Below are 26,267 nucleotides of genomic sequence, written 5' to 3'. Positions count from 1 at the left end.
AAACAATGGCTAGGTCGTTAAAAAAAGGTCCGTTCATCCAACAGAGACTAATCGAAAGAGTAAAGCAGTTGAATGATAAAGGGCAAAAAAAAGTATTAAAAACTTGGTCGCGTGCATCAATGATTTCGCCGGATTTCGTTGGTCATACGATAGCCGTTCATAACGGGAAAACACACATTCCGGTTTATGTCACAGAAAATATGGTGGGGCATAAACTAGGTGAGTTTGCACCAACACGAGTTTTCAAGGGTCACTCCGGCGCAAAGGTTGAAAAAACAGCCTCAGCACCAGCTAAAAAATAAACATCAGGAGAGTCCAAATGGGTGTTAGAAAAAGAGAATCATCAGAAAAAAGAAAAGAAGCCAAAAAGAGTCAGCAGCAAGCTACCGCTTCCCTTTCTCATGTGCCAACTTCAACGCGGAAAATGAGAATTACCGTATCTATGATTCGAGGAAAAAAAGTATCAGAAGCAAAAGCAATCTTGCAAAATACAACACGGCATAGCGGAAGAACAGCACTTTTAGCCCTGAAATCAGCTATAGCAAATTTTACTGCAAAAAATCCAAATCTTACACTAAGTGAAGATCAATTGGTAGTAAAAAATGTTTCAGTCGATCAAGGAGTTACGGTGAAAAGAATTTCACCTGCACCTATGGGCCGCGCATATCGGATTAGAAAGCGCTCTAATCACTTGACAATTACGGTTGACAAATTGCGTGGCATCGCGAAAGCACAAAAGCCAGTATCTCGCAAAAAGGAATTACCAAAAACAGCATAAACCAAAGGGAGCACTCTTGGGACAGAAAGTACATCCAATCGGTTTCAGATTAGGAATCATCAAAGATTGGGATTCGCGCTGGTACGACAATACCGGTAACATCGCATCCAAACTGAAGGAAGATCAAACCATCAGAAACTATGTAATTACCCGCTTGAAAAGACAAAAAGCAGGTGTATCAAAAGTTGTAATTGAACGGACAACAAAAAATGTCAAGCTCTACATTTATGCAGCGAGACCGGGAGCTGTTGTCGGGAAAAGTGGCGAAGAAATCAACACTTTAGCCCAAGAACTGGGTAAGATTACTCAAAAAGAAGTAAAAATAGATGTTATCGAAATCAAGAAACCGGAATTAGATGCACAACTTGTAGGTGATAACATTGCTTCACAACTTGAAGGTCGTGTGTCTTTCCGACGCGCAATGAAACAAGCCCTGCAACAAGCAGAGCGAGCAGGTGCCGAGGGAATTCGCGTTCAAGTGAGCGGTCGTTTAGGAGGAGCTGAAATCGCTCGTATGGAAAAATACAAAGAAGGCAGCGTTCCGCTTCATACCCTAAGAGCAAATATCGACTACGCTCAATCCACTGCATTTACGATTACAGGGACAGTTGGAATTAAAGTGTGGATTTACAAAGGCGAAGTGTTGGTCCAAAGAATTGATACCATCGAAGAAGAAGAAAAGCAAAAAGTAAAAGACCGTCGCGAACAAAATAGAAGTCGTGGACGCCGAGACGATCGCGGTGGCAACAATAACGCCAATCGTAAACGCCGAAGAGGTAAAGGTGGACCTCGCAAAGGAAATCAAGGTGGGGGCTCCGAGGGAGCACCGGAAACTGAGACCGGATCTGAAAATTAATATTATTTATTAGGAGACCTAATTATGTTGATGCCAAAACGCGTCAAGTTTCGCCGTACACAACGCGGTAAAATGAAAGGCAATGAAACTCGGGGAACAGATATCGCTTTCGGTTCATTTGGACTTAAAACTCTCGAGCAAGCGTGGATTACAAGTCGACAAATAGAAGCAGCACGTGTTGCAATGACACGTTTTATGAAGCGTGATGGGCGTTCGTGGATTCGTATTTTTCCAGATAAACCGGTTACAAAAAAACCGGCGGAAACTCGTATGGGTAGTGGAAAAGGAGCGCCAGAATTTTGGGTTGCCCCAGTAAAGCCCGGACGAATTATGTTTGAAATAGATGGAGTAACGAAAGCAATCGCTGAGGAAGCTTTTCGACTTGCAGCGTCAAAATTGCCTGTGAGAACAAAAATCGTAACTCGGCCAGACTACGAAGAAATCGCAGAAAAAAAATAAAAATTGAAGCTAAAAACTAAGCGACGATGAAAAAATATGAAATTGCGGCTCTTTCCGAATCAGAAATGAAAGAAAGAATTAATGAAGCCCAAAAACTGATTGCCGAAATTGTTTTCAAAAAAGCAACCGAACCACCGCAAAATACAAGCGAAGTGCGCAACTTGCGTAAAGACATTGCGAGAATGAAAACCGCACTGAATAAAAAGAAATTAGCGATTGAAGCTGAAAAAACAAAGTAACGCAACCAATTGAGTACGAATAACATGTCAGAGCAAAATACAACCATTACAAACGAGAAGAGCAGCTCGGCAAATGCTCCAAAAAGAAGTACAAGAAAAGAGAAAATCGGTCTTGTTGTGAGCAATAAAATGGAAAAAGGTATTGTGGTTGCAATTGAACGCCGCGTCCAACATCCGATTTATAAAAAATACTTCAAAAAGACCACGCGTATTATGGCTCATGACGAAAAAAATGAAGCCAAAATTGGTGATAAAGTCTTGATTACCGAATGCCGCCCTCTTTCGAAAAGAAAAAGTTGGCGTTTAGTTGAAATTGTAGAAAAAGCCAAATAAAGTCGAAAATCGACTCTATCAAATCGAAATTTTTAGAATAACGCTATGATTCAAAACGAAACTAACTTAATAGTAGCCGATAACAGCGGAGCAAAAAAGGTTCGCGTTATCCACGTTCCGGGAGGAACTCATCGCCGTTATGCCGGTATTGGCGATGTTGTGGTTGTCTCTGTCAAGGCTGCTATTCCGGGTGGAACAGTGAAGAAAAAAGATGTTTCAAGAGCCGTTGTTGTTAGAACACGAAAAGAACACCGCCGTAAAGACGGTTCTTATGTTCGCTTTGACGATAATGCGGTGGTATTGATTAACGCAACAGGTGAGCCAAAGGGAACAAGAATTTTTGGACCAATCGCACGCGAATTGAGAGATCGGAATTATGCAAAAATAATTTCTTTGGCACCAGAAGTAATTTAAATTTTTTTATTCAAAAAGGTTTGCTATCTTTGCAACCCTTTTTTTAAGGGTATTTCGTTAAGGCTTACAAGCGAGAGTAACTCAGCTGGTAGAGTCACAGCCTTCCAAGCTGTTGGTCGCGGGTTCGAATCCCGTCTCTCGCTCAAGTTACCGAAGCATAAACGCTCGGTTCAAGAATAGAAAAAAAACCAGCTCGACCGGCTACAATCTGAATTGCAGATAACAATGAAATTAGGCACCATAAGACCAAAAGTACACGTTAAAAAGAACGACAACGTTCAAGTTATTGCAGGTAACGACAAAGGTAAAACCGGAAAAGTTCTTCGTGTTATTCCGGAAGAAAACCGCGTCATTATTGAAGGCGTCAATGTACGAAAAAAGCATCAGCGTCCAACAAGGACACAACCTCAAGGGGCTATTGTTGAACGAGAAATGCCAATTCATGCATCAAATGTGAAAAAAGTTTAATTAATCAGAAACGACCAAGACCGTTTCATATTATTACTGAGAATGGCCGAAAAAGAACAAAAAAAATCGAAAAAAAAGCAGGAGGAAGCCGCGCGCGTAGTGGTACCGCTTTCTAATGAACCTGCACCAAAGCCAAGGCTTGCATTAAAGTATAAGGAAGAAGTTGTCAAGAAATTGATGGACCAATTCAAGTACGACAATGTGATGATGGTCCCGAGGTTAAAAAAAATCAGCATCAACATTGGTGTTGGTGAAGCAGCAAGCGATCCAAAGTTACTTGAAACGGCTGTTAAGGAATTAAGTCAAATTAGCGGGCAAAAACCAGATATTCGCAAATCGAAAAAAGCGATTTCAAATTTCAAGCTTCGTGAAAATCAAGCCATTGGTTGCCGCGTTACGCTCAGAAAAGAAAAAATGTACGAATTTCTTGACCGCTTAATTTCTTTAGCGATACCACGTATTCGAGATTTCAAAGGGGTGAGTGATAGCAGTTTTGACGGAAGAGGAAATTATACGTTAGGAATTCGTGAGCAAATTATTTTTCCAGAAATCGATATCGATAAAGTGCCAAAAATCTCAGGTATGGATGTTACTTTTGTGACAAATGCACAAACAGATGAAGAAGCGTATGCACTATTGAAGGAATTAGGCATGCCCTTTAGAAAAAAGAATTAAAAATAGAGAATTCAACAATTTTATGGCGAAGAAAAGCGTTGTGGTTCGTAACGAAAAACGCAAAGCGATGGTTGAAAAATACGCTGCGATTCGTGAAGAGCTGAAGAAAAAGGGTGATGTTGAAGCAATTCGAGAATTACCTCGAAACAGTTCACCGACTCGGGTTAGAAACCGTTGCAGTATGACAGGTCGGCCTAGAGGTGTGTATAAAAAATTTATGTTATGCCGTCATCAATTTCGTGATATGGCACTTTCCGGTAAGATACCGGGTATGAAAAAAGCAAGCTGGTAAAGTTTTGCTTCCCGAAAGGGACAATTGTAATCTATTCCGATAACCTGCGGCCGCCGTCATCTCCGACGGAACGCGCAGAATTCACCAATATCTATGCCAGTACAAGATCCTGTTGCTGACTACTTGACGAGAATTCGTAATGCAGCAAAAGCCAAACACAAAAGTTTGGATGTTCCATCTTCGAAGCTTAAAGTCGCGATTTCAAGGCTTCTAAAAGATAAAGGGTACATTCGTGACTTTTCGGTTGAAAGCATCAATAACTTTCCAACCCTTCGAGTGCACCTAAAGTACGATGCTTATGGTCAACACGCCATAAAATCTCTTGATCGAATCAGTACTTCAGGCCGAAGAGTTTACACAAACAAAGAAATTAAACCCTATTTGAGAGGGTTAGGTCTATCCGTTGTATCGACTTCACGCGGACTTATGACAGATAAAGAAGCCCGTGCGGCCGGTATTGGCGGAGAAGTACTTTTCAGAATTCACTAAATCTTACTGACCCAAGAAGAACTATGTCAAGAATAGGAAAAAAACCTGTTGAACTTCCAAAAGGCGTTAAGGTTGAGTATAAGAATCAAGTGCTCAAAGTTACCGGTCCAAAAGGAGAGCTTTCGCAAGTATTCAATACCGATAAACTCGCTGTTGAAGTAAAAGACAATACCATTGTAATTAACCGTGGAGATGCTGAAGATAAGCAGACAAAAGCGTTTCACGGTTTATATCGAGCGCTCCTCAATAATATGATTATTGGAGTAACCCAAGGGTATTCAAAGAAATTAGAAATTGTGGGTGTTGGTTTTAAGGCTGAAATGAAACAAAGTTACTTGGTTCTTTCGGTCGGTTATTCGCATCAAATAGCATTCAAAGCGCCAGATGGAGTTAAAGTTGAAGCACCATCGCCGACAAACATCTTGATTTCAGGAATTGACAAGCGTATGGTGGGTGAGGTTGCATCCAAAATTCGATCGTTCAGAAAACCTGAGCCGTATCAAGGTAAAGGGATTCGCTTTGAAGGCGAAGCCGTAAGACGCAAAGAAGGTAAAACAGCAGGTAAATAATCGCTAATCAAAACAGGCGGCCAATATCGCCTATATGAAAAATGAATCCAATTGTAAAAGCAGAAAAGAGAGTTAAAATAAAAAAGCGCGTTCGAAAGAAAGTATATGGAACTTCGGAACGCCCTCGTCTATCAATATTTCGTAGCTTGCGATTTATTTACGCGCAAGTCATTAATGACGAAACAGGCCAAACGCTTTGTGCTGCTGGTTCATTAGGCAAAACTGCCACTACCACACTCAAGGGAAAAAAGAAGTCAGAAGTCAGCGAATGGGTTGGTAAAGAATTGGCAGAAAAAGCAAAGGGACTTGGAATTAAACAGGTGGTCTTCGACCGAAACGGATATCGATATCACGGTCGTGTAAAAGCATTAGCTGATGGTGCTCGATCAGCTGGACTTGAATTCTAACTGAAAATTTAATTGCGGTAATGGCAAAGCAAAAAAGAATAAAACCCGGCGAACTTGATCTTAAAGAAAGATTAGTTGAAGTAAATCGTACGGCAAAAGTTGTAAAAGGTGGTAAACGTTTCGGTTTTAATGCAATCGTTGTAGTTGGAGACGGAAACGGACATGTCGGCTATGGACTTGGTAAAGCCAACGAAGCACAAGACGCAATCGCCAAAGGAACTGAAAATGCCAAAAAGAATGTAATGGAAGTTCCGATTCACAAAGGAACCATCCCGCACGAGGTGTATGTGAAGTTTGGTGCAGCAAAAATATTAATGAAACCGGCAACACCGGGTACGGGGCTAATCGCCGGTGGTGCTGTTCGTGCAGTTTTAGAAAGTGCGGGCGTAAAAGATGTATTAACCAAATCGCTAGGCTCTTCAAATCCACATAATGTGGTTAAAGCAACGGTGAAAGGTCTGTTAAGCCTTTCAAATGCTCAGGAGGTTGGATTTAGAAGAAGCAAGACATTAAAAGAAGTATTTGAAAGTTAAGATTGGATAAAAAATGTCAGAGAAAAAGAAGAATACGCTTAAAATTACACAAGTAAAAAGCACAATCAAGGCAACGAGTCGTCAGAAGGCCACAATTCAAGCATTAGGTTTAGGCCGTCCGAATCAAAGTGTGGAAAGAACAAATGACCCCCGAGTACTGGGTCAGATCAGTAAAGTCAATCACTTGATTAAAGTTGAAAAATTAGGATAACACGAGTATTCTATTAAAGAGATAATAATAACATGAATTTACATTCACTCAAGCCGGCAGCCGGTTCAAGAAAAGCAAGAAAACGAGTCGGACGTGGTCCGGGTTCCGGAAATGGTACAACAGCCGGCAAAGGGAATAAAGGTCATAAGGCGAGAAGCGGTTATTCTAGTTCCTTTAAAGAAGGGGGACAAATGCCATTGGTTCGGAGATTACCAAAATTCGGATTTGAACCACCAAATAAGCAAGTTATCGACGTCATTAATATTGCCGATCTTATTGCGCTCGTTGAAAAAGGAAAATTGAGCACAACAATGACCCTTGAATCGCTCGTTGAAGCAGGCGTTGCAAGACGAAGGACGAAATTAAAAGTACTTTCGGAAGGTGAAGTAACAAAGCCAATTAAAATTACGGCACATGCCTTTAGTTCGGTAGCGAAAGAAAAAATTGAAAAAGCTGGCGGAAGCATAATTATTGCTGAAAGAACACTGGCAGAAGCTGAGACAATGAAATCCGCGGGTGATGTGTTGAAGGCTTTGGTAACGCCTAAGAAAAGTGTAGAAAAACATAAAAAGGCCATAAAGCTTGAAAAGAAAAAAGCAGCAGCAAAAAAAACCGCGAAATAATGCAATTAAATAAGAGCCGCCGTAAATCGTAATGCCCAATAGAGAATGAAGCTTTTTGAAAGTATAAGAAACATCGGGAAAATTGAAGAGTTGAAGGATCGTATTCTTTACACGATAGCACTTCTTTTCATTTACAGACTTGGGTCGCATGTAACGATTCCGGGAGTCGACGCCGTTGCTGTTCAAGCTGCAGCTCAAGGACCAAGTAATGACCTTTTTGGACTTTTTGACTTATTCGTCGGTGGGGCATTCAAGCGCGCATCCGTATTTGCGCTTGGTATTATGCCATATATATCAGCTTCAATTATTATTCAACTTTTGGGTGCAGTGGCACCCTATTTCCAAAAGCTTCAAAAAGAAGGAGAAGAAGGGCGAAAAAAGATTAATCAATACACAAGACTTGGAACTGTATTCGTAGCGGCACTACAAGCGTGGGGATTAAGTGTAAGTTTGCAAAGTCCATCGTCTTTTGGTCAATCCATTGTTCCTGATCCCGGTTTTTTATTTACCATATCTACCATTTTCACATTAACTGCTGCGACTGTTTTCACAATGTGGTTAGGTGAACGAATTACTGAGCGTGGAATCGGAAATGGAATTTCGCTCATCATTATGATTGGAATTTTAGCGCGCTTTCCACAGTCACTTGTGGGAGAATGGCAGATGGTGGCTTCTGGAAATAAGAACATAATCATCGAATTAATTGTCCTCGCGATTATGGTCGCGATTATCGCAGCTGTCGTATTCATTACTGTTGGTACTAGACGAATCCCGGTTCAATACGCTAAGCGGGTTGTTAATCGAAAAGTTGTGGGTGGTTCAACCCAATACATCCCGATGAAAATCAATACGGCTGGTGTTATGCCTATTATTTTCGCTCAATCCATCATGTTTATACCAAGTACGCTCATTTCCTTTTTTCCTGAAAGTGAAACGATGCAAAGGGTCAGCCAATGGATTGCATATGATTCTTGGGGATATGCGATCATGTTTGGACTCTTGATTGTATTCTTTACTTATTTTTACACTGCAATTGCATTTAATCCAAAAGATGTTGCAGATACAATGCAGAAGCAAGGTGGATTTATTCCGGGCGTCAGACCGGGAAAAAGCACATCTGATTTTATCGATAATATTCTTACCCGAATCACATTGCCCGGCGCTTTCTCGCTTGCGTTAATTGCAATTTTGCCGACAATTTTAATCAAATTCGGGAATGTGACACCGGGTTTTGCGCAATACTTCGGAGGAACCAGTTTATTAATTATAGTGGGTGTTGCATTAGATACTTTGCAACAGATTGAAAGTCATTTACTCATGCGTCATTACGATGGATTTATGAAATCAGGAAGGATTAAAAGTCGTAGCAGCGCAACCGCTTAAAAAATGATTACGGCACGAAGCGAAAAAGAGATTGAACTGATGCGTGAGGCCGGACGAATTGTTGCAGAGGCCCTTGACTTGTTACAGCAAGAAATTCGAGAAGGTATCACAACTAAGCACTTGGATGTTTTAGCCGAAGAATTTATTCGAGGTCAAGGAGCTTTGCCAAGTTTTTTGAATTATGTTCCGAAAGGATCAGTGGGGACAAGACCATATCCCGCTACACTTTGCACCTCAATCAACGAGGAGGTTGTACACGGGATACCAAATTTGAAACGCGTAATTAAGAGTGGCGATATTGTTTCAGTTGATTGTGGCGCATTCAAGAATGGTTACCACTCAGATTCTGCCAGAACATTTATTGTTGGTGAGGTAAAGCCTGAAATAAAAAAAATGGTCGAAGAAACAGAGCACTGTTTAGAATTGGGAATTGAACAAGCTATTGTAGGGAAGAGGCTCTTTGATATATCTGCAGCCATTCAGGAAAACGCTGAAAAATTTGGCTACGGTATAATTGAAAATATGGTTGGCCACGGTATTGGAACAAGGTTGCATGAAGAGCCTGCAGTGCCAAACCTAGGAAAAAGAGGAACCGGTACATTTTTAAGAGAAGGGATGGCTCTAGCAATTGAACCAATGATTAATCTTGGAAAGTCAAGAAAAGCAAAAATTGGTTCCGACACTTGGACCGCCATTACGGGGGATGGAAAACCCTCCGCACACTTTGAGCACACGATTATCGTTCGCAAAGATAGAGCAGAGGTTTTAACAATATCCCGCTTGAAAAGAAGCGAAACTAAAGCGGTACGAGCTGAACAACTTGTTAGTCTCTAATTCATCATTAAATCTTTAATTCGTTTGGCGAAAGAAGAAGCAATTGAAATTGATGGGGTTATTTTAGAAGCCCTCCCGAATGCAAGTTTTAGGGTAAAACTTGAAAATAACCTTGAAATTCTTGCACATATTTCGGGAAAAATGAGAATGAATTTTATTAAAATCTTACCGGGAGACCGTGTAAGGGTAGAAGTTTCACCTTACGATCTCTCGAAGGGTAGAATTAACTACCGTTATAAATAAATTGGTTGGAAAGTTATATTTTTTTATCTTTGCGCCCTTTTTTTATATACCTTAACGGGAAAAGAAAGGTCTGGAACAAGAAAAGAGAAGCACAATATGAAAGTCTATTCATCGGTTAAAAAGCGTTGCGAGAGTTGCAAGATTATCAAAAGAAATGGGAAAATTTTGGTGATTTGCAAGAAAAACCCGAATCATAAACAACGCCAAGGGTAATTTCAATTAATCCCAATTATTAAACAGAAGAGCACATGCGTATAGCAGGGGTGGATTTACCGAGAAATAAGCGCTCGGTTATTGGTTTAACTTACATCTATGGAATTGGAAAATCTTCAGCTCAAAAAATTTTGGCAAAAGCTAAAATTAGTGAAGATCGAAAAATTGCAGAACTGACAGATGATGATGCGAATGCGATTCGTAGCATTATTACATCGGAATACCGTGTTGAAGGTCAAGCTAGAAGTGAGCAGCAACTTTCAATTAAGCGATTAATGGATATTGGTTGCTATAGAGGACTTCGTCATCGGAGAGGTTTGCCGGTGAGGGGTCAAAGAACGCGAACCAATGCGCGTACACGTAAAGGAAAGCGAAAGACGGTTGCAGGTAAGAAGAAAGCAGCAGCTAAAAAGTAAAAAATAAAGTTGAAAGATGGCCAGTCCAGTAAAAAAGAAGAAAAAAGTATCGGTTACCAGTGAAGGCATTGCGCATGTTAAAGCGACCTTCAATAATGTGCTTGTCACGATTACAGATTCTGTCGGTAACACCGTTTCTTGGTCAACCGCAGGCAAAATGGGATTTAAAGGTTCAAAAAAGAATACGCCTTACGCAGCACAGGTAACAGCGGAATCAGCCGCAAAAGAAGCCCACGAATTGGGAATGAGAAAAGTGGATGTGCTGATTAAAGGGCCGGGTTCGGGGAGAGACGCAGCGATACGTTCGATGCAAGTAGCCGGATTAGAAGTTCGTTCAATCCGCGATATTACGCCGCTTCCTCACAATGGATGCCGCCCTCCAAAACGCAGAAGAGTTTAATCGATAATTATTGGGAGATAAAGCCAAATGGCACGATACCTAGGTTCAACAGCAAAAGTTTCACGAAGACTGGGCGTTGCAATTACCGCCAAAGATGAGAAATATCTTGAGCGTCGTCCTTACCCACCGGGTCAGCACGGGCAATCCAGAAAAAGCAAGATTTCTGAATATGCCGTTCAGCTTCGCGAAAAGCAAAAAATGAAGTACATCTATGGCGTCCTTGAAAAGCAATTTCGAAATTATTACGAAAAAGCGGCGTCACAAAGAGGTGTTACCGGTGATAACTTAGTAAAAATGCTTGAGCGCCGTCTGGATAATGTAATTTATCGCGCGGGATTCGCTGTATCTCGCCGCGCATCTCGCCAATTGGTTTCTCACGGACACTTGCTTATCAATGGAAAAAAAGTCAATATCCCTTCATTTCAATTGAAAGCCGGAGATGTGATTACTTTCCGTGAAAAAAGCAAGGACTTAGAAGCAGTGCGAGCCTCGTTGAATAAAAGAATTGAAAACACCATTGCAAAATGGATCGCAGTTGATAAAGCAGCGGCTAAAGCAACTTTCTTAGCCATACCCGATCGTGCGGATGTCAACGAACCTTTCAACGAGCAGTTGGTTGTTGAATTGTACTCGAAGTAACAGCTAAGACTACAGTAGAAGTAAGTCGCCAGTTAAGAATAAAAAATTTGAAGATATGATACAATCAATGCAAATGCCGGAAAAGTTAGAATTAGACGAAGCGTCCTATTCAAATAACTACGGCAAATTTACAGCTCAACCGCTAGAACGCGGATACGGTGTTACGATTGGCAATACACTTCGTAGGGTATTACTTTCTTCTCTTCCCGGAACTGCGATAACAGGGATTAAAATTGATGGCGTATTGCATGAATTCTCAACAATTGAAGGTGTTAAGGAAGATTTACCTGATATCATTCTCAATCTGAAACAAGTCCGATTCCGTTCAATCAGCAAAAAAAGCGCAACCGTCTCTTTAGTTTTAAAGGGACCAAAGGATTTTGTAGCAGGTGATATTGTAAGCCCAGAAGTTGATTTTGAAATTCTCAATCCGGAACTTCATATCGCGACACTCAATAAAAATGCCACTTTGAAAATTGATATATCCGTAGGCAGAGGTAGAGGCTATGTTCCGGCGGAAGACAACAAACCAGATAATGCGCCAATTGGATTTATTCCAGTGGATTCAATTTATACACCAATCAAGAATGTTCGTTATAGTGTTGAAAATACTCGTGTTGGTCAGAGAACAGACTATGAAAAATTGAATTTGGAAGTAGAAACTGACGGTTCAATATTACCAGATGAAGCAATTACTTTGGCTGGTAGGATAATTAGTGATCATATTAAGCTCTTCTCTCAGTTTACTCAAACCGCAGATGAAGAAGTGATGACTGAAACGACCAAGACTGATGATGAGGAGTTTAACCGAATGAGAAATCTCTTAACCACACGCATTGAAGATCTTGAACTTTCCGTGCGTTCTCACAATTGCTTGCGTTCGGCGGAAATTGAAACCTTAGGCCAGTTGGTTGCAAAAAGAGAAGAAGAATTGCTCAATTTCAAAAACTTTGGAAAAAAATCACTCGCGGAATTGCGCGAACTTGTCGAAACACGCGGCATTCATTTCGGAATGGATGTGAGCAAATACCGCCTAAAAGAAATCTAAGGACAGTTTACAAGATTATACACCAGTAACGATTTAGAAAAATGAGAAAATTGAAACCGCTCCGTAAATTAAGACGGACGACAACCCACAGACATGCTTTGATGTCGAATCTTTGTACACAATTAATTTTGCACAAGCGGATTCAAACAACAGAAGCTAAGGCAAAAGACCTACGCATGTACTTTGAACCCTTAATTACAAAGGCCAAAGCCGGTACACTTCACGCACAACGCGAAGTCTTTAAAGTCATTAAGGATAAAGAAGCGATAAAAGAGCTATTTGGAGACGTCGCAAGTAAAACTTCCGCTCGCAACGGTGGATATACACGTGTGGTGAAAATGCCACCCCGTTTTGGTGACGGTGCAAAAATGGCTTTCATTGAACTTGTCGATTACAGCGAAATTACTGAAGCGCCAAAGGCACAAAAGCAAGATCGTGCAAAACGCGTTCGAGGTTCAAAAGAATCGAAAACCAAAAAGGATTCAAGTGCAAAAGAAACTGCTGCAGGTGCATAACCAAAAAAAATCATTACCTACAGAAAAGGCTGCCAAATTGGCAGCCTTTTTTTGTGGATAAGAAAAATAGTTCATACAATTTGAGATTTATTCGGAAATAGAAATTAGTACGCTAAAAGGTTTGTGGTTTAACTTTAACGATAAAACTTTGCAACCAAATTATCTTTCGAGATTGGTTAAATAGTGAAATTAATCTTTTCAATTACTGGAGATTTTGGAATAATATGAAAATAATCTATTCAATCAGAGTTAGGGTTTATGACGCGAGAGGAATAATTTTCATTGAAATATCTAACGCGGTTACGGAATGAGTTAATTCACCAACAGAAATAAAATCAACGCCGGTTTCAGCGATTTTACCGACAGTTTGAAGTGAAACCCCACCGGAAGCTTCCAGCAAAACTTTAGGATTTATTTCTCTTGATATCTCAACCGCCTCCTTCAAAGCATCAATCGTAAAATTATCAATCAGAATAATGTCGGGTTTCGAAATTAGTGCCGCTTTTAGTTCAGGAATTGAACGAACTTCCACTTCAATTTTCACTTCAAGTGATTCCTTTTTTAAGTAGGCTTTTGCCCGTGCAATGGCTTCACCAACGGAACCTGCAGCATCAACATGATTATCTTTAATCAATATCATATCATAGAGACCAAAGCGATGATTCCGCCCGCCGCCATCGCGAACGGCTGCTTTATCAAAGTAACGCATTCCGGGAGAGGTTTTACGGGTATCTAAAATCACGGCTTTGGTATGTGAAACCGCTCGAACAAATTCCCTTGTTTTAGTTGCGATGCCAGACATCCGCTGCATCACATTAAGCGAGGTGCGTTCGCAGACAAGAAGCGTATCCGTTGGGCCTGTAACTTCGGCAATAATAGTGCCAGACTCGACCTCCTCCCCATCTTTAATAAAAGAATGAAAATGATTAGGCAGAGCCGATAGGGAAAAAAGTCGCTCCGCAACAGCAAGTCCAGAAATTACACCGAATGACTTCGCGCGAAAAATTCCCTTACTACGGTGAGTTGGTGGAATTATGGCAAGCGTGGTAATATCGCCCTCATTCAAATCTTCAATCATTGCAAGCTCAAGCGTTTCGAGCTCACACTCTTCATGAAACTCGCGAAATTGATCAGACATATTAAAAATTTGGTGAATCAAAATTTTTGAAATGACCATTGGAGCGAACCCGTCGCTTAATTTCTTCAGAACGTTCAATTTCAGGAATGGCCTTTTCAAAGTAAGAAATAATAAAAAGGAGTCGCTCAGTTTCACTCCGCATCTCTAATAATTTTTGCTTTTGAAGCACATCAAAACCTGAGGAATGTGCGATGCGAAACGAAACGGAATCAGTTTCTTCATATTCCTCAACAAATGTCTCGCCTTGAATGAGTTCACGGAACTTCATGTGAAGTGTGATGGCGCGTTCACGTTGAAGTATATCAACTTGATGGTCATCATCTTGAAAATATTCTACTTGAGCGCGCATATAGGCACGGTCTCGATAGGTTTCAATCATTTTATAACGGGTTAAGCCTGTAGTGATAATATCCAATTGTCCGTCAGGATATTCGCTCACCACTTCAGTAATTTCTACGGAACAACCGATGGTATAGAGTTTGTTGTTATAAGCGAGTGAAACACCAAAAGGCAAAGGCCGATCGCCCAATAGTTCTTTGCGACAGTCGGCAATCATTTGCTTGTAGCGTTCTTCAAAAATATGAAGTGGTAATGGCTCGGTTGGGCAAACCACAACCGGCAAAGGGAATAGAGGAATGAGATGAAGCTCAGGCATGAGAATATGATTAGCGTATAATAGATTGCTAAGGTAATTTAAGGCAAAAGGGGAAAAGCACACAGAAAAATCAAAATGGAAAATCAAAAAAACACAGGTAACGAAAAAGTACTAAAACATGAAATTGTCAACGGAAAAATGACAACTTCAAAAGGAAAAATCAGATTGGTCAATGCCATCTTTTATGCTCATCACGGGGTAAGCGAAGCCGAACATAAAGTTGGTGCTCGATATGAAGTCGATGTCGAATTAACCTACAACTTTACAGAAGCAGGTGCGACGGATTCACTCTCAAAGACCGTTGATTATGAAAAAGTGTATAAAATTATGAAAGAAGTAATCACACCCAAAAAATACTACCTCATCGAAAAGGTTGCAAAAAATATTGCTGAAGAACTCAAAAAGGACTTTGCAGATATTGAGGAAATTAAAGTAAAGGTGAGAAAGCGAAACCCACCCGTGGGCGGGGTTTGTGACTATGCTGAAGTGGAATATGCGCTCACCTGAAAACGATTGGCATTTAGTTTGGCTTGGCGCAGGAGCAAATGTGGCAGGGAAATTTGGAATCCCACACGAAACGCTTGAAACTGCATTAAATCGACTGCAGCATCATCTTTCGCTTCGGGTCTTGAAAGGCTCCAGCTTTTGGGAAAGTCCGGCACTAACAACGGAAGGAATCGATTATTCAAAACCACCATACCTCAATGCCGTTTGGCTAATTGAAACGAAATTAAGTCCAGAGGAATTACTTCGAGAACTGAAGCAACTAGAAAAAGAAAGCGGGCGAGAGCCAAGAAAAAAATGGGAATCGCGACCACTTGATTTGGATATCCTCTTTTACGATCAGTTGGTGATAAAATCTGATGTTCTAACCATCCCACATCCCGAATTGCACCGGAGAGAATTTGTCTTGCGGCCACTCTTGGAAGTCGGAAACCCGATTCATCCGATATTCAATTCGAAGTGTAGCGACCTTTTAAAGATTCTTGAAAGTGATTCAACTTTATCAAGCGAAAATGGAAAGGAACAAAAATCAAATTCAACGAAGTTAACAGCGAAAAAACTGAGTTTACGCTACTCGCCTTCATCGGAATCTTGAACGATGTCCCTTTTGGCAGATTCTTGGTCGTAATTGATCATCTTGGGGATAGCATCGTATTCATTAACAAGTGAGAGGACAAAGGCGCGAACTGTTTCGAGCGTTGGTGTGGTTTCCTTAAAATTCTTACAACTGAATTGCTTGTGTTCACAATATGTTTCAAGAAAATAGCCAATGTATGTTTCTTCTTCGCCTGAATCAAGAAGGCGAGAGGTTTCGCGAATTTCAAGCGCATAACTCAAAAGATATTTATTCTCTTTGTTAAAAACGGCAAAAGCATAAAGGACGGGGTTTTCAGACAAGTGTTGTGAAATGAGTTCAGCCGCCGGCAAAGGAGAAACATAAAGATCGATGAAATAAACATCCGTTTCGATTTCTTCAACTTTTACAAGGCGAAGCCAACGCGGGCTCATTAAAGCTTGAGACATAATGAAGTGAATTAATTCAAAAAAATGTTATAAGAACAAAGCAGAAGACAAATATTTATAACAAAAATTTACGGATTTAGATTTTCATAAAAGGAAATCAAGGAGCGAAAAATGAAAAAAGAAAACGAAGTGATTTCTCTAACTGAAGTTAGGCTTCAGGAAATCGAACGGGAATTGGCTGATTTACGCGAGGAGCAATCGCGAATACAAGCGAAGTGGCAACGGGAAAAAGAGGCCATCACAGAATTACGACGATTGAAGAGTGAAATAGAGTCAGCAAAGGTTCAGGCAGAAGAATTTGAGCGAAACGGTGATTTCGGTAAAGTAGCAGAATTGCGCTATGGTAAAATTACCGCCTTGCAAAAAGAACTTGAATCAGCTAAAACAAGACTCGAAACGATGCAGCAAAATGGTGCGATGATGAAAGAGGAAGTCGGTGCAGAGGATATTGCGCAAGTGGTGGCCAAATGGACAGGGATTCCTGTTTCAAAGATGTTACAATCGGAGCGGCAAAAACTCCTTTCGCTTGAATCTGAATTACACAAACGCGTAATCGGCCAAGATGAAGCCATAAAAGCAGTAGCCGAAGCCGTAAGGCGGGCAAGGGCAGGGCTTTCAGATGAACGGCGGCCAATCGGATCATTCATTTTTTTAGGAACAACTGGCGTAGGTAAAACGGAATTAGCCAAGAGTTTAGCTGAATATTTATTTAACGACGAAAATGCCTTGGTACGAATTGATATGAGCGAGTATATGGAAGCTCATAGCGTATCAAGGCTGGTTGGTGCACCGCCGGGTTATGTGGGGTATGATGAAGGCGGGCAACTCACTGAAGCAGTAAGGCGACATCCCTTTTCTGTTGTGCTCTTGGATGAAATAGAAAAAGCGCATCAAGATGTCTTTAATATTCTTTTACAAGTGCTTGATGATGGCCGGTTGACCGATAACAAAGGTCATGTAGTTAACTTTAAGAATACCATAATTATCATGACAAGCAATTTGGGTTCGCAACTGATTCAAGATCAACTTCAATTCATTACCGATGATAACCGACGGGAAGTGGTATCAAAGTTAAAGGTTGAAGTGTTTGAACTGTTAAGAAAAAAAGTGCGCCCTGAATTCTTAAACCGAATTGATGAGGTGATTATGTTCATGCCACTTACCCGAGATGAAACGAATGCCATTGTGCAGATTCAATTTGAACGGATTCGGGAATCGGCCCAAAAACAAGGCTTAACCCTTGAGCTGAATGAAGCGGCAAAAGATTGGTTGTCACAATTGGGCTACGATCCTTCCTTTGGTGCTCGGCCACTCAAGCGCGTGATGCAGCGAACAATTGTCAATACATTGGCAGAAAAAATTCTTTCAGGCACTTTTCGTGAAGGGGATCAAATTGAGATTGGATTAAATGGGACAGAAATCACATTTACTAAAAAATGAGAAGAATATTTATAAATGATATTGGAGAAGTAATATAAAGTTGAAAAGCCCCGAAATCGGGGCTTTTCAACTTTATAAAAGATAATGGCTTACATTTTCTTTTGAAGATTCTTGAAAAATTCGCTGCTGGCTTGCGGTGGTGGTGTCGCAGGGTTCGCTGGCTGAGCAGAGGGCTCTGCCGGTGTTGTGGCGGAACTGGTTTTAGAGCCAATGCGCTGCAATGTTATTTTGCTAATCAACTTCAATGTTTCCATTAAACCTTGACCTTTAAAGGCAACTGCTTCAGAATAAGGAAAGTTGTAAGCAGCATTTAAGGTTGATTGGAATTCATCGATGGTAATTGGATTAGCCACATCTCGCTTATTGTACTGCAATACAACCGGAAACTTGGCCATATCAATCCCATACTCAGAAAGATTATCTTTAAGGTTATTCAAACTTTCAATGTTTTCAGGCATTTTTCCTTGCTGAGAATCTGCGACAAAAACAACGCCATCAACGCCATTAAGCACCAATTTTCTTGTGGTATTGTAATAAACCTGACCCGGAACGGTGTAAAGCTGAAACTTAGTATTGAAGCCTTTCACTGAGCCCAATGAAATTGGCAATAAATCGAAAAACAGGGTGCGATCTTGCTCTGTGGCAAGTGAAATCATCTTGCTTGCGGAATCTTGCGGAACCATTTGATGAAGCACTTGCAAGTTGGTGGTTTTTCCGCTCATCCCCGGACCGTAGTAAACGATCTTAATAATGATTTCCTTATTCGCGTAATTGATATTTGCCATTGCTGATAAAGTTATGTGTTTGAAAATTCTACTGTTGCAATTCGATTCAAGATTAATGAAGCGGATTCGATGGCTGTTTGAACTGCGTGCAAATTGCGCTTCTGACTATAAACCACAAGGATGAGATCATAAACCAATTGGATTATAATTAATTTATCACTCATCGAAATACAAACCTGATTTGGAGACTCACCCAAAACTTGAAGATGCTTTGTCGCATCACTTGTTAAATAGCAAATGACCGGCGAAAGGGCATCATTGAATTCCGTCCCGGGAAATGAAGATACCAAATGCATTCCATCGCTATCGACAACGGAAACACCGATTACCCCTTGGATTCCGTTAAATACGGAAAGAACTTCACTAAAATTTGTCATGAAAACCCCTGCGCTTTATTTGCAGGATATGAGAAAAAGTTACAAAAAGCTAATCGATTTCTAAATCAAAAACTTAAAAGATATCGAACAAGTTGCTTTAAAGAATTTTTTTGAGCGTTGCTGATTCACGATCAATTGCTTTGAATATATCACCCGAAGTAATTGATGCCGGTGAAATTACAATAAACAGTGCTTCACTCTCTTGGACATTGCGCACCATCACAATTTTGTTTCCGAAGCGAAAGGTGATTTCAGAAAGTGTTCCTCCCCCAATATTCTTTCCGAAAGCAAAAACGCCGGGCATCAACTTGGCAATTTCATCGCCGGTTTTCGTAATATCTAAAGTTGCTTTGACACGTTTATCAAGCATAAAACCACTGTGTGTGACTAAAAAAGCGGCATCAGCTTTCGCGGCATCGAGCACGCGATCAAGCATTTTCGCTGGGTCAAGGTCGGCTTGCGGCTTCGGTGCGGGTGCTTGTGGCTTAGCAACTGCCTTTGGAGAAGCGGCGCCGGGCTGAGCAACAGGTGCATCAGGCATTAACATCACTGCCTCCATCATCAGTTGTTCCCAACTTTCAACAATGGTAACAGTAGGCGAAATCTGATCAAGGGTTTCAAAACTTCCACCTTGCCAAGAAACGATTTCTAAAAACGCATCTTTTCCGCTGCGGTTTGGCGTTTCGGCATGCGTGATATCGCCTTTGTTGAAGCAAATAATACCTTGCCCTGAACCGTCGCTTTTTTGAATAAGAAATGTACATGTTGATCGTGAAAGGCAATTCATTTGGATCACATCCATTAACGAAAGACCCGGAATCACACCTTGAACCCCGCTATCGGCTTCGGCCTCGGCAGGTGCAGCAGTATGTTCTTTACGATCAAAAAAATCATCAACAACTTGTTGGAGATGGGTGAATTCAAATGGTTTTTCAAGATATAAAAGAGACCCTCGCCGAGAGGCCTCTTCCTGAACTGCGGTTGAACCGTAGGCGGTCATGATGATGACACCAATATCCGGATAGTTGGTTCTAATATGCCGAAGCAAGTCAATTCCCTGAAATTTGCTATTGGGCATCTTGATATCGGTAATCACCAAATCGTAAGATTCTTTTTTCAGCAATTCAACGGCTAAATCTCCGGTTGGGGCATGCTTAGCAAAGTAGTGTTGGTGTTGACCTAAAGTTTTTAGAATGCCGATGGCGATGTTTGGCTCATCATCAACAACGAGCACGCGGCGTTTTTGGACATCAGTAGCTACTGTGGACATAAATCAAATTCCCTTTTGAAACAAAAGGGTAAAAAATTCAGATGGAATTAATGAATACGGATTATTTACAAGGGTAATTTAATCAAAAAAAAGTGTCTCTTCAGAGAAAAGAACAGTCAAAATGAATAAATGAATCAAACCAAGTAAAATTATGACTTGTGAATAAGTAACCAATAACTTGAAACACTCGGCAAAATAAAAAAGCGGACTTGACACCCGAAAGGGCATTTCAAATGTAGAAGAACGCTAAAAGGGAACTTCATCATCGATTTCAGAACTATCGCGATTTTGAATTTCTGTAATCAATTCGATTCCCTCAGGTGTAAATCCAAAAAGCTCATCGGCGGTGAAAATTCGGCTGAAATCCGAGGGCTTGAAGAAAGGCTTAAACTTATCGGTGAATTCGTCAAGTCTGCGCAGGTAAAAGTCGATGTTTTGATCAGGCTTGTCTTTATTCCACTCCGATGAAAGTTTTCCTTTTTCTGCGTTATTTCCGATAATTCCGGAACCTGAAAGGTAGTAGGTCACACGGTCACCTTTTGAAGCAACTTTTTTTGCACGAATCAAAACTTCATAAGTGATTCGTTTCGGCTTACCATTTTTAACACCAAGTTTGTATTCATCCATTGATTCCTTGAGGCTTTCGGTTCGACTGAATTCCGAGACATCCATTTCTTTTTTGATAATTCGCTCGCGGGTGTGAATAAAGAGTTGATGCAGCCCCACGATATCGAAATCAAGCAGATGTTGGAACCCCTTTTTGACAAACTCTCGGCCAAATTTTTCTCCGCTACGTGAAACAAGGGACGACCCTTTGATTTTCAATTTGCCGTCATACGATTGAAGAACATAGTTCTTCTTCATATAAGAAATCATTTTTTTGAATCGACCATCGTAAGCGATTGAAATCCCTTCGGGCATTGTGTCGGAAACTGATTTCACCAAAGCGCGTTCATCGTCTTCACCTTGAACGTTGGGAGGGGGAATTAAAAGAATTCCATCGGTATCAACTTCCACCACGCGGCTTCCGCGTTTTTCGAATTCAACAATCATTTTTTTGGCGATTTCTTGGCCTTTGGTTGTAACCCGGTCGGCTTCGGCATAATCATTAAAGATTCCTGCTCGAAACCCAAGGTAGCCATACATTGCGTTGATGAGAATCTTGAAGGAATTCTGCATTGCATCATAAAGGTCACGCTCGGCTTTTTCGGAGGAAGTTTTGGCGCGGCGTTTCGCGGTAAAGCGAAGTTCTTTTAGGTCTTTAAGAATTTTAGGAAAAAGTTTTCGCTCATCTGACTTTGGGCAAATATCAAAAGTGAGCATAATGGATGGATAAAGCGATTCGACATCGGCATAAACGATTGGACCTAAAATTCCTTTAAGAAAAACTTCGGTAAACCCGCCCGACTCCTGCTGCCCGATTTGAGGCCGAGGAAGTGAGTGCTTTTGCCGCAAGTATTCGCGAACAAAGAGGGCTTCAATCTTTGCCGCAGGGCCCATTCTCGAAACCTGTCCGTAGGAAAAGGGCATCATTTGGGTCATATAAAAATTGCTCCCCGAAAGGAGTTCGGAAAGTTTTCCGGCTTCACGAACATCATCGAGCGCATAATTCAGAAGCTTCTCAGGATTGGTATCCCACGTATGGGCGATGTCTTCGTGAGCAATGTATGTGCGGGAATCAGAAGCAAATCCGAAGTACTTGGCGGATTCTTTGAGGCTATAGCTAGGCATTGCCCGCTTGACGGAATCAAAATATTGAACCAGAAACAAAGTATCCACCACATGACGGCCGGCGATTTCGCAGTAGGGGTAATCGATGGTGCGCTCGGCAAATCGAATGCTTGCCGGATAGCTGCGTGGGAGGGAGCCATCGCGACCTATGGTAAAGCGAACCCCATTAAGTTCACAGCGGCGTTGAATGTAAGGTAAATCGAAACTGAAAATGTTATGACCTTCAATGACATCGGGGTCGCGCTCTTTAATGATTTCAATGAGTTCAAGCAATAAGGCCTTTTCACTTTGTGCTTTTGTGTGAATGACTTTTTCCCAACCGGAGCTATCGGAAAGGGAGACAATGATGATTGGATCTTTACCGATTTCAATTTTTCCGGAACGAGTGGCTTCGGGCTTCCAGTAGGTTTCGATATCCAACTGTAATCGGCGCAAATCTTGAAAAGTCATCCCTTTGAAGAGCGTTTTCCCTGATTGGAAAAGGTATTGAGAAGAGGCGTCACCTTTGGCATAAATTTCTTCTACACGATTCCCGAATCCATCTTCATCGCTTACCAAGGTTTCTTTTGGGTTTAACCGACGCTTCGTATCGGCAACATAGTCTTGAGCGGCACGGTATTCCTTCCAACTTCTAAAAATGGCCAGATGCTTGTAATAATTATTGCCTTCGAGATCTTTCAACCAAAAACCATCAGCCGAGCGGAAGTCTTTCAAAAACCCGTGTTTGGATAGAAAGAAAAATGGATAACAGGGGTCATCTCGGTGGATCAGGCTTCCGGAACGATCTCGTTTATAGACGCGGATATGTGTATCGTTAAGGGTAGAAACAGCGATAATATTTTCTTCTGAATCTTTTCCATAAAGCAATTCATTCGAAAGAAACCCGGCGGCTAGAGAGAGCTTTTTTGCCTCTTCATTGGTCAGCTCGGGAGAACTTTCCGGTGAGGCGGCAACGGGTTGAGAAAATAAATCCATTTGTTGGTCAGAGTTTTTCAAAAATGTAAATGCGAAAGCAAATATCAAAGCCCATCAAATACCTAAGGATTCGTTAAAGGTATCCAAAACATCATTCAAAGAACGCTTCAACGAGAGGAAATCGTTAATTCTTCGAATTAAGTAAAAAGTTATAAGCAGAAGTCCCAAAATGAAAACCATTTCGGGAAAGATCGAAAAACGAAAATAGCAAAAAGGGAAACAATGATTGTTTAATCTGAATGGAGGTGAATGGGATGGAAAGCAAACGCTTCGGCGAAATGGCCACAATCAATTGATTGTTAAAGCGAGATGATATCAAGCCTTCTGCGAAGTTCATCAACCGTTTGGCGGGTTTCAAAAGAAGAATTGAGCTTAGACTCAATGGTCGAAACGGCATGCATGACGGTGGTGTGATCGCGGCCGCCGAAGTGAAGGCCAATTGTTTTAAGGGTTTTACCGGTTTGATTTTTCGAAAGGAACATTGCCACTTGACGAGCTTCCGCAATTTCCTGTTTACGCGATTTTCCTTTGAGGTCATTGGCAGAGAGTCCGAAATAATCGGCAACGACTTTTTCAATCATTTCAAGCGTTACGGTCTTGCTTTTTTCTCTGATGATATCACGTAAGGCATTTTTTGCGAGCGCAAGATCGATTTCTTGCCCTGAAATCGAAGCCGTGGCAAGGAGTTTAATAAGGCAACCTTCCATTTCACGAATGTTGCTATTGACATTGGTACAAATGAATTGCGAGACATCTCGCGCAAGGGTGATGCCGTGTTCTTCGCTTTTGCGGTTTAAGATGGCAAGCCGCGTTTCATAATCGGGCAGTTGCAAATCGGCTGAAAGACCGGAAGCAAAGCGTGAAAGAAGGCGTTCTTCGATATCGCGAATATCTTTTAACGGACGATCGCTTGAGAGCACAATTTGTTTATTGGATTGAAAAAGGGCATTGAAGATGTGAAAAATTTCTTCCTGCGTTTTTTCTTTTCCGGCAAAGAATTGAATGTCATCGATTATAAGCAAATCAATACTGCGATAGAACTCGGCAAATTCCCGAATTCGGTCGTTCTGAATGGCGCTTACAAAATCGATAGTGAATTTTTCGCTTGAAACATAAAGCACGAACTCAGCCTTTTGTTTTGCACGAGCATAATTGCCAATAGATTGGATTAAGTGGGTTTTACCCAGCCCGACTCCGCCGTAAATAAAAAGCGGGTTATAGCTGTTATTTCCGGGGTTTTCAGCCACAGATTTTGCAGCGGCGTAGGCCAAAACATTGCAATCGCCCTTGATGTAGTTATCGAAACTATACTTTGGGTTCAGGTAGCTTTGAAACCGCTCGACATTGGCGCGAAACAGCTCAGAAATTTTCCGATTTTGCGAAATGCGATAAGGTGTAAGCTCCGATTGCTGTTCGATATGTTGCTGTGGTAAAGTGAGCGTGACGGAAGGCATTTGGTCTTGCGTCTTGACCACTTCAACGGAGTAAAGCATTTTTGCCCCGGGCCCCACAAACTTGATTAAACTGCTGCGAAGAATGTTGTAATAATTTTCTTCGATGAATTCATAAATAAAATGGCTTTTCACTTGCACGGTAAGTTCTTCACCAACAAGAGAGACGGCCGTGATGGGTTCGAACCAAGTGCTGAAGGCTTGAGGATTGAGGTTATCGCGCAAGAAATCAAGGCACTGATTCCAAACCTCGGAGGCTGTGCGGCTTGACGCCAAAGGATCCGCAATTTGTTCCGCAGAGGGCTTTAAGTGCAATGGCTGATACGGTTGGTTTATTTCTTTTTGTGTGGATCCCGTGGCATTTACAAGCGATGGCGTTTTAGGTGTCGTCTCGTTTGACTTTTGGTCTTCAATGGATTCATGTGTCTGAGAAGATTCAGCAGGTGGAATTTCCAAAGAAATTTGAAGCGGATCCTTTTTTTGGCGGTCGGACTTTGCCGAAGCGGATTTTGACGAAAGGGAAGGCGACTCCGACCCCGAAGGCAATGGGGCAGAGGAAGAGATTTCGAGGCCGATTTTCATCAGCGAAGAAGTTGGTTTTTCAGCCATTATGAATGAAGGATCCTAAACTTTCAAATTTTTATTACTCATCCTTGAGTGCAAAAGCACATCAATCGAAGAGATAGAGAATTGTATGCTCAAAGAGTCGCATTTTCATTAACCTCTATGGAATTTCTCCTTAAAAAAGGCTTTATCCACATAGGCTTGCGGCAATAAGCGACTCTTTTGGCTAATATTGATAAAGAATACAGTTGACAAGTGCCCAAAAATAATGCGTTTTCAAGCCAAGGAAAACGCGTAAGTACCGAATTCACCGAGACTTAGGCGAAACGAAGCAGTAACATTGCCGTAACATTAGAATAACGGAAGTTTATTGGAGATTGGGGATGTGGAATTCTCCACATCTATCCACAAGTTATCCACATTTTTTTCCCGTTAATGATTCTTGGCTTATTTTTTCGAAAATTCGATAAAAAATTTCAAAAATCACGCCGAAATCACCCAAAAATGAGCGCTGACAACAATTCAAAAAATGCAGTTGTGAAATCAGCGATATTGCACCTTAAAAAACAGAGATTACCAAAAAAGAGAAAGTAAATAGTACGAATCAAAAGAAAAAAACAAGACTCTCGAAAGACAAATTCAAATTCAATTGTGAATATATCGCATCCTGCTATCGAAGCATAAAAAGCCATTTGTATGAATCACTCTCGCGCTCTGAATTGACAAGAGGCGACACTTCCCCAAGAGCTTGATAGCCCAAAAGGAAAAGATGAACCGACAAAGTGAAAAAAACGAAGCGGTGTGACCTCGAAATGAGGGGACAATAATACAATAAAGATATAATGAGTCAAACTTGTTTTTTAAAAAAAACTGTGGTAAGTTTGCGCTCTTTTCTGAAATACTCGGCCTAAAAAGTGCGTGCATTTCTCACGCGAAAAAAATCTAAGATTTTTGGATGATTCGTTACAGAGAGACAGTTTGAAAACATATTGGAATGGGATATTGCCCGCAGAAAAAAATTAACACTGAAACCTAACAAACGATGAAACGTACATATCAACCGCATAACCGGAAGCGTCGCAACAAGCACGGCTTTCGCTCGAGAATGGCGACAAAGAATGGTCGCAAAGTTTTGGCAATGCGCCGAAAGAAAGGCCGTTATAAATTGACGGTCAGTGACGAGAATAAACCTAAGTAAAATGAAGTTTTTAGGTTTACGAGGCGACTTAGAAGTCGCCTTTTTTTATTTCAAAAATTATTTATGAACTGATTTCGAATTAAAGTATGCTCAATCAAAATGTTTTAAAGGGAATCCTC

At 41.1% G+C, this 26,267-nt stretch carries 37 protein-coding genes and 1 tRNA gene; 30 read left to right on the top strand and 8 right to left on the bottom strand.

The features are described 5' to 3' along the window. The first annotated feature begins 5 nt into the window (after positions 1 to 5). The 26 genes from rpsS to rplQ all read left to right on the top strand — a co-directional run bounded on the left by rpsS (position 6) and on the right by rplQ (position 13,037). The gene (gene rpsS, locus SFU91_04455) at positions 6 to 302 is read left to right on the top strand and encodes a 30S ribosomal protein S19 (protein ID MDX2128268.1); all 297 of its coding nucleotides are present in this window, start codon (positions 6 to 8) and stop codon (positions 300 to 302) included. Positions 303 to 319: 17 nt separating this feature from the next. Further along, positions 320 to 778, top strand: coding sequence for a 50S ribosomal protein L22 (gene rplV / locus SFU91_04450; protein ID MDX2128267.1), 459 nt, complete (start codon positions 320 to 322; stop codon positions 776 to 778). Between the two features lie 16 nt (positions 779 to 794). Then, the gene (rpsC, locus tag SFU91_04445) at positions 795 to 1,634 is read left to right on the top strand and encodes a 30S ribosomal protein S3 (protein ID MDX2128266.1); all 840 of its coding nucleotides are present in this window, start codon (positions 795 to 797) and stop codon (positions 1,632 to 1,634) included. Positions 1,635 to 1,658: 24 nt separating this feature from the next. Beyond that, on the top strand, positions 1,659 to 2,093 hold the full coding sequence (rplP, locus tag SFU91_04440) for a 50S ribosomal protein L16 (GenBank protein MDX2128265.1): 435 nt from the start codon (positions 1,659 to 1,661) through the stop codon (positions 2,091 to 2,093). 26 nt (positions 2,094 to 2,119) lie between these two features. Next, positions 2,120 to 2,332 (top strand): 50S ribosomal protein L29, encoded by a 213-nt coding sequence (gene rpmC, locus SFU91_04435; GenBank protein MDX2128264.1) that lies wholly within the window; start codon positions 2,120 to 2,122, stop codon positions 2,330 to 2,332. Between the two features lie 24 nt (positions 2,333 to 2,356). Next, a complete protein-coding gene (gene rpsQ / locus SFU91_04430; GenBank protein ID MDX2128263.1) occupies positions 2,357 to 2,665 on the top strand; it encodes a 30S ribosomal protein S17 in 309 nt (102 codons plus the stop codon). A gap of 45 nt (positions 2,666 to 2,710) precedes the next feature. After that, a complete protein-coding gene (rplN, locus tag SFU91_04425; GenBank protein ID MDX2128262.1) occupies positions 2,711 to 3,079 on the top strand; it encodes a 50S ribosomal protein L14 in 369 nt (122 codons plus the stop codon). A 70-nt stretch (positions 3,080 to 3,149) separates the two neighbouring features. Further along, positions 3,150 to 3,222: transfer RNA gene (locus SFU91_04420), tRNA-Gly, on the top strand. An 82-nt stretch (positions 3,223 to 3,304) separates the two neighbouring features. Then, a complete protein-coding gene (gene rplX, locus SFU91_04415; GenBank protein MDX2128261.1) occupies positions 3,305 to 3,547 on the top strand; it encodes a 50S ribosomal protein L24 in 243 nt (80 codons plus the stop codon). A gap of 42 nt (positions 3,548 to 3,589) precedes the next feature. Beyond that, entirely contained in the window at positions 3,590 to 4,222 is a 633-nt protein-coding gene (rplE, locus tag SFU91_04410; GenBank protein MDX2128260.1) for a 50S ribosomal protein L5, read from the top strand. Between the two features lie 22 nt (positions 4,223 to 4,244). Then, positions 4,245 to 4,514 carry a 30S ribosomal protein S14 gene (gene rpsN, locus SFU91_04405; GenBank protein MDX2128259.1) on the top strand — a complete coding sequence of 90 codons (270 nt, stop codon included), beginning with the start codon at positions 4,245 to 4,247 and terminating at the stop codon, positions 4,512 to 4,514. Positions 4,515 to 4,607: 93 nt separating this feature from the next. Further along, positions 4,608 to 5,003 carry a 30S ribosomal protein S8 gene (gene rpsH, locus SFU91_04400; GenBank protein ID MDX2128258.1) on the top strand — a complete coding sequence of 132 codons (396 nt, stop codon included), beginning with the start codon at positions 4,608 to 4,610 and terminating at the stop codon, positions 5,001 to 5,003. A 23-nt stretch (positions 5,004 to 5,026) separates the two neighbouring features. Then, positions 5,027 to 5,572, top strand: a complete 546-nt coding sequence (gene rplF / locus SFU91_04395; protein MDX2128257.1) for a 50S ribosomal protein L6 — start codon at positions 5,027 to 5,029, stop codon at positions 5,570 to 5,572. A gap of 41 nt (positions 5,573 to 5,613) precedes the next feature. Then, positions 5,614 to 5,979: a 50S ribosomal protein L18 gene (gene rplR, locus SFU91_04390; protein ID MDX2128256.1), complete on the top strand. Its 366-nt coding sequence runs from the start codon at positions 5,614 to 5,616 to the stop codon at positions 5,977 to 5,979. Between the two features lie 20 nt (positions 5,980 to 5,999). After that, positions 6,000 to 6,512 carry a 30S ribosomal protein S5 gene (rpsE, locus tag SFU91_04385; GenBank protein ID MDX2128255.1) on the top strand — a complete coding sequence of 171 codons (513 nt, stop codon included), beginning with the start codon at positions 6,000 to 6,002 and terminating at the stop codon, positions 6,510 to 6,512. 13 nt (positions 6,513 to 6,525) lie between these two features. Next, positions 6,526 to 6,723: a 50S ribosomal protein L30 gene (gene rpmD, locus SFU91_04380; protein ID MDX2128254.1), complete on the top strand. Its 198-nt coding sequence runs from the start codon at positions 6,526 to 6,528 to the stop codon at positions 6,721 to 6,723. Positions 6,724 to 6,755: 32 nt separating this feature from the next. Further along, positions 6,756 to 7,346, top strand: a complete 591-nt coding sequence (gene rplO / locus SFU91_04375) for a 50S ribosomal protein L15 (protein ID MDX2128253.1) — start codon at positions 6,756 to 6,758, stop codon at positions 7,344 to 7,346. A 45-nt stretch (positions 7,347 to 7,391) separates the two neighbouring features. Beyond that, positions 7,392 to 8,729: a preprotein translocase subunit SecY gene (secY, locus tag SFU91_04370; protein ID MDX2128252.1), complete on the top strand. Its 1,338-nt coding sequence runs from the start codon at positions 7,392 to 7,394 to the stop codon at positions 8,727 to 8,729. Positions 8,730 to 8,732: 3 nt separating this feature from the next. Then, the gene (map, locus tag SFU91_04365) at positions 8,733 to 9,563 is read left to right on the top strand and encodes a type I methionyl aminopeptidase (protein ID MDX2128251.1); all 831 of its coding nucleotides are present in this window, start codon (positions 8,733 to 8,735) and stop codon (positions 9,561 to 9,563) included. Positions 9,564 to 9,587: 24 nt separating this feature from the next. After that, a complete protein-coding gene (gene infA, locus SFU91_04360; protein MDX2128250.1) occupies positions 9,588 to 9,806 on the top strand; it encodes a translation initiation factor IF-1 in 219 nt (72 codons plus the stop codon). 96 nt (positions 9,807 to 9,902) lie between these two features. Beyond that, the gene (gene rpmJ, locus SFU91_04355) at positions 9,903 to 10,019 is read left to right on the top strand and encodes a 50S ribosomal protein L36 (GenBank protein MDX2128249.1); all 117 of its coding nucleotides are present in this window, start codon (positions 9,903 to 9,905) and stop codon (positions 10,017 to 10,019) included. Positions 10,020 to 10,054: 35 nt separating this feature from the next. Further along, a complete protein-coding gene (rpsM, locus tag SFU91_04350; GenBank protein MDX2128248.1) occupies positions 10,055 to 10,435 on the top strand; it encodes a 30S ribosomal protein S13 in 381 nt (126 codons plus the stop codon). Between the two features lie 16 nt (positions 10,436 to 10,451). Next, on the top strand, positions 10,452 to 10,835 hold the full coding sequence (gene rpsK / locus SFU91_04345; GenBank protein MDX2128247.1) for a 30S ribosomal protein S11: 384 nt from the start codon (positions 10,452 to 10,454) through the stop codon (positions 10,833 to 10,835). A 27-nt stretch (positions 10,836 to 10,862) separates the two neighbouring features. Then, entirely contained in the window at positions 10,863 to 11,474 is a 612-nt protein-coding gene (gene rpsD / locus SFU91_04340; protein MDX2128246.1) for a 30S ribosomal protein S4, read from the top strand. Between the two features lie 55 nt (positions 11,475 to 11,529). Then, a complete protein-coding gene (locus tag SFU91_04335; protein MDX2128245.1) occupies positions 11,530 to 12,522 on the top strand; it encodes a DNA-directed RNA polymerase subunit alpha in 993 nt (330 codons plus the stop codon). A 41-nt stretch (positions 12,523 to 12,563) separates the two neighbouring features. Continuing rightward, positions 12,564 to 13,037: a 50S ribosomal protein L17 gene (gene rplQ, locus SFU91_04330; GenBank protein MDX2128244.1), complete on the top strand. Its 474-nt coding sequence runs from the start codon at positions 12,564 to 12,566 to the stop codon at positions 13,035 to 13,037. Between the two features lie 256 nt (positions 13,038 to 13,293). Here rplQ and nadC read toward each other — a convergent pair whose 3' ends face one another. After that, positions 13,294 to 14,175 (bottom strand): carboxylating nicotinate-nucleotide diphosphorylase, encoded by an 882-nt coding sequence (nadC, locus tag SFU91_04325; GenBank protein MDX2128243.1) that lies wholly within the window; start codon positions 14,173 to 14,175, stop codon positions 13,294 to 13,296. Position 14,176: 1 nt separating this feature from the next. Further along, the gene (locus SFU91_04320) at positions 14,177 to 14,830 is read right to left on the bottom strand and encodes an LON peptidase substrate-binding domain-containing protein (protein MDX2128242.1); all 654 of its coding nucleotides are present in this window, start codon (positions 14,828 to 14,830) and stop codon (positions 14,177 to 14,179) included. A gap of 75 nt (positions 14,831 to 14,905) precedes the next feature. Here SFU91_04320 and folB point away from each other — a divergent pair, with 75 nt between their 5' ends. Further along, positions 14,906 to 15,337: a dihydroneopterin aldolase gene (gene folB, locus SFU91_04315; protein MDX2128241.1), complete on the top strand. Its 432-nt coding sequence runs from the start codon at positions 14,906 to 14,908 to the stop codon at positions 15,335 to 15,337. Next, positions 15,309 to 15,929, top strand: a complete 621-nt coding sequence (folK, locus tag SFU91_04310) for a 2-amino-4-hydroxy-6-hydroxymethyldihydropteridine diphosphokinase (GenBank protein ID MDX2128240.1) — start codon at positions 15,309 to 15,311, stop codon at positions 15,927 to 15,929. Before folB ends, folK begins: the two co-directional genes overlap by 29 nt. On the opposite strand, the gene SFU91_04305 is transcribed toward folK, so the two are convergent. Continuing rightward, complete coding sequence (locus SFU91_04305; protein ID MDX2128239.1) at positions 15,905 to 16,357, bottom strand: hypothetical protein; 453 nt, start codon at positions 16,355 to 16,357, stop codon at positions 15,905 to 15,907. The two genes, folK and SFU91_04305, sit on opposite strands and share 25 nt — an antisense overlap. 111 nt (positions 16,358 to 16,468) lie before the next feature. Here SFU91_04305 and SFU91_04300 point away from each other — a divergent pair, with 111 nt between their 5' ends. Beyond that, positions 16,469 to 17,797, top strand: a complete 1,329-nt coding sequence (locus SFU91_04300; protein ID MDX2128238.1) for an AAA family ATPase — start codon at positions 16,469 to 16,471, stop codon at positions 17,795 to 17,797. Between the two features lie 89 nt (positions 17,798 to 17,886). Here SFU91_04300 and SFU91_04295 read toward each other — a convergent pair whose 3' ends face one another. The 5 genes from SFU91_04295 to dnaA form a co-directional block, all read right to left on the bottom strand. Further along, complete coding sequence (locus SFU91_04295) at positions 17,887 to 18,582, bottom strand: GTPase domain-containing protein (protein ID MDX2128237.1); 696 nt, start codon at positions 18,580 to 18,582, stop codon at positions 17,887 to 17,889. Positions 18,583 to 18,593: 11 nt separating this feature from the next. After that, positions 18,594 to 18,959, bottom strand: a complete 366-nt coding sequence (locus SFU91_04290) for a hypothetical protein (GenBank protein ID MDX2128236.1) — start codon at positions 18,957 to 18,959, stop codon at positions 18,594 to 18,596. Positions 18,960 to 19,056: 97 nt separating this feature from the next. After that, complete coding sequence (locus SFU91_04285; GenBank protein ID MDX2128235.1) at positions 19,057 to 20,229, bottom strand: response regulator; 1,173 nt, start codon at positions 20,227 to 20,229, stop codon at positions 19,057 to 19,059. Positions 20,230 to 20,475: 246 nt separating this feature from the next. Next, a complete protein-coding gene (locus tag SFU91_04280) occupies positions 20,476 to 22,935 on the bottom strand; it encodes a DNA polymerase domain-containing protein (GenBank protein MDX2128234.1) in 2,460 nt (819 codons plus the stop codon). Between the two features lie 299 nt (positions 22,936 to 23,234). After that, positions 23,235 to 24,995 carry a chromosomal replication initiator protein DnaA gene (gene dnaA, locus SFU91_04275; GenBank protein MDX2128233.1) on the bottom strand — a complete coding sequence of 587 codons (1,761 nt, stop codon included), beginning with the start codon at positions 24,993 to 24,995 and terminating at the stop codon, positions 23,235 to 23,237. Between the two features lie 997 nt (positions 24,996 to 25,992). On the opposite strand from dnaA, the gene rpmH reads away from it, so the two are divergent. Then, positions 25,993 to 26,148, top strand: coding sequence for a 50S ribosomal protein L34 (rpmH, locus tag SFU91_04270; protein ID MDX2128232.1), 156 nt, complete (start codon positions 25,993 to 25,995; stop codon positions 26,146 to 26,148). Positions 26,149 to 26,267: the final 119 nt, after the last annotated feature.

The sequence above is a fragment of the Chloroherpetonaceae bacterium genome (assembly GCA_033763895.1).
In the GTDB taxonomy this organism is placed as follows: domain Bacteria; phylum Bacteroidota; class Chlorobiia; order Chlorobiales; family Thermochlorobacteraceae; genus JANRJQ01.
Note: the sequence above shows the minus strand (reverse complement) of the source record. Positions and strands in the feature narration are given on the sequence as shown.

Excerpts from the sequence above, each read along its gene's own strand:
- folB (MDX2128241.1), top strand. The coding sequence starts at position 14,906 with ATGGAAAATCAAAAAAACACAGGTAACGAAAAAGTACTAAAACATGAA.
- rplP (MDX2128265.1), top strand. The coding sequence starts at position 1,659 with ATGTTGATGCCAAAACGCGTCAAGTTTCGCCGTACACAACGCGGTAAA.
- rpsE (MDX2128255.1), top strand. The coding sequence starts at position 6,000 with ATGGCAAAGCAAAAAAGAATAAAACCCGGCGAACTTGATCTTAAAGAA.
- rpmH (MDX2128232.1), top strand. The coding sequence starts at position 25,993 with ATGAAACGTACATATCAACCGCATAACCGGAAGCGTCGCAACAAGCAC.
- rplF (MDX2128257.1), top strand. The coding sequence starts at position 5,027 with ATGTCAAGAATAGGAAAAAAACCTGTTGAACTTCCAAAAGGCGTTAAG.
- secY (MDX2128252.1), top strand. The coding sequence starts at position 7,392 with ATGAAGCTTTTTGAAAGTATAAGAAACATCGGGAAAATTGAAGAGTTG.
- dnaA (MDX2128233.1), bottom strand. The coding sequence starts at position 24,995 with ATGGCTGAAAAACCAACTTCTTCGCTGATGAAAATCGGCCTCGAAATC.
- rpsH (MDX2128258.1), top strand. The coding sequence starts at position 4,608 with ATGCCAGTACAAGATCCTGTTGCTGACTACTTGACGAGAATTCGTAAT.
- rplO (MDX2128253.1), top strand. The coding sequence starts at position 6,756 with ATGAATTTACATTCACTCAAGCCGGCAGCCGGTTCAAGAAAAGCAAGA.
- SFU91_04305 (MDX2128239.1), bottom strand. The coding sequence starts at position 16,357 with ATGTCTCAAGCTTTAATGAGCCCGCGTTGGCTTCGCCTTGTAAAAGTT.
- SFU91_04280 (MDX2128234.1), bottom strand. The coding sequence starts at position 22,935 with ATGGATTTATTTTCTCAACCCGTTGCCGCCTCACCGGAAAGTTCTCCC.
- rpmD (MDX2128254.1), top strand. The coding sequence starts at position 6,526 with ATGTCAGAGAAAAAGAAGAATACGCTTAAAATTACACAAGTAAAAAGC.
- rplQ (MDX2128244.1), top strand. The coding sequence starts at position 12,564 with ATGAGAAAATTGAAACCGCTCCGTAAATTAAGACGGACGACAACCCAC.
- rpsN (MDX2128259.1), top strand. The coding sequence starts at position 4,245 with ATGGCGAAGAAAAGCGTTGTGGTTCGTAACGAAAAACGCAAAGCGATG.
- SFU91_04335 (MDX2128245.1), top strand. The coding sequence starts at position 11,530 with ATGATACAATCAATGCAAATGCCGGAAAAGTTAGAATTAGACGAAGCG.
- SFU91_04295 (MDX2128237.1), bottom strand. The coding sequence starts at position 18,582 with ATGGCAAATATCAATTACGCGAATAAGGAAATCATTATTAAGATCGTT.
- rpsQ (MDX2128263.1), top strand. The coding sequence starts at position 2,357 with ATGTCAGAGCAAAATACAACCATTACAAACGAGAAGAGCAGCTCGGCA.
- rpsD (MDX2128246.1), top strand. The coding sequence starts at position 10,863 with ATGGCACGATACCTAGGTTCAACAGCAAAAGTTTCACGAAGACTGGGC.
- rpsS (MDX2128268.1), top strand. The coding sequence starts at position 6 with ATGGCTAGGTCGTTAAAAAAAGGTCCGTTCATCCAACAGAGACTAATC.
- rplV (MDX2128267.1), top strand. The coding sequence starts at position 320 with ATGGGTGTTAGAAAAAGAGAATCATCAGAAAAAAGAAAAGAAGCCAAA.
- rplR (MDX2128256.1), top strand. The coding sequence starts at position 5,614 with ATGAATCCAATTGTAAAAGCAGAAAAGAGAGTTAAAATAAAAAAGCGC.
- rplN (MDX2128262.1), top strand. The coding sequence starts at position 2,711 with ATGATTCAAAACGAAACTAACTTAATAGTAGCCGATAACAGCGGAGCA.
- rplX (MDX2128261.1), top strand. The coding sequence starts at position 3,305 with ATGAAATTAGGCACCATAAGACCAAAAGTACACGTTAAAAAGAACGAC.
- SFU91_04285 (MDX2128235.1), bottom strand. The coding sequence starts at position 20,229 with ATGTCCACAGTAGCTACTGATGTCCAAAAACGCCGCGTGCTCGTTGTT.
- rplE (MDX2128260.1), top strand. The coding sequence starts at position 3,590 with ATGGCCGAAAAAGAACAAAAAAAATCGAAAAAAAAGCAGGAGGAAGCC.
- rpmJ (MDX2128249.1), top strand. The coding sequence starts at position 9,903 with ATGAAAGTCTATTCATCGGTTAAAAAGCGTTGCGAGAGTTGCAAGATT.
- rpmC (MDX2128264.1), top strand. The coding sequence starts at position 2,120 with ATGAAAAAATATGAAATTGCGGCTCTTTCCGAATCAGAAATGAAAGAA.
- map (MDX2128251.1), top strand. The coding sequence starts at position 8,733 with ATGATTACGGCACGAAGCGAAAAAGAGATTGAACTGATGCGTGAGGCC.
- rpsK (MDX2128247.1), top strand. The coding sequence starts at position 10,452 with ATGGCCAGTCCAGTAAAAAAGAAGAAAAAAGTATCGGTTACCAGTGAA.
- SFU91_04320 (MDX2128242.1), bottom strand. The coding sequence starts at position 14,830 with ATGCCTGAGCTTCATCTCATTCCTCTATTCCCTTTGCCGGTTGTGGTT.
- rpsM (MDX2128248.1), top strand. The coding sequence starts at position 10,055 with ATGCGTATAGCAGGGGTGGATTTACCGAGAAATAAGCGCTCGGTTATT.
- SFU91_04290 (MDX2128236.1), bottom strand. The coding sequence starts at position 18,959 with ATGACAAATTTTAGTGAAGTTCTTTCCGTATTTAACGGAATCCAAGGG.
- SFU91_04300 (MDX2128238.1), top strand. The coding sequence starts at position 16,469 with ATGAAAAAAGAAAACGAAGTGATTTCTCTAACTGAAGTTAGGCTTCAG.
- nadC (MDX2128243.1), bottom strand. The coding sequence starts at position 14,175 with ATGTCTGATCAATTTCGCGAGTTTCATGAAGAGTGTGAGCTCGAAACG.
- folK (MDX2128240.1), top strand. The coding sequence starts at position 15,309 with ATGCTGAAGTGGAATATGCGCTCACCTGAAAACGATTGGCATTTAGTT.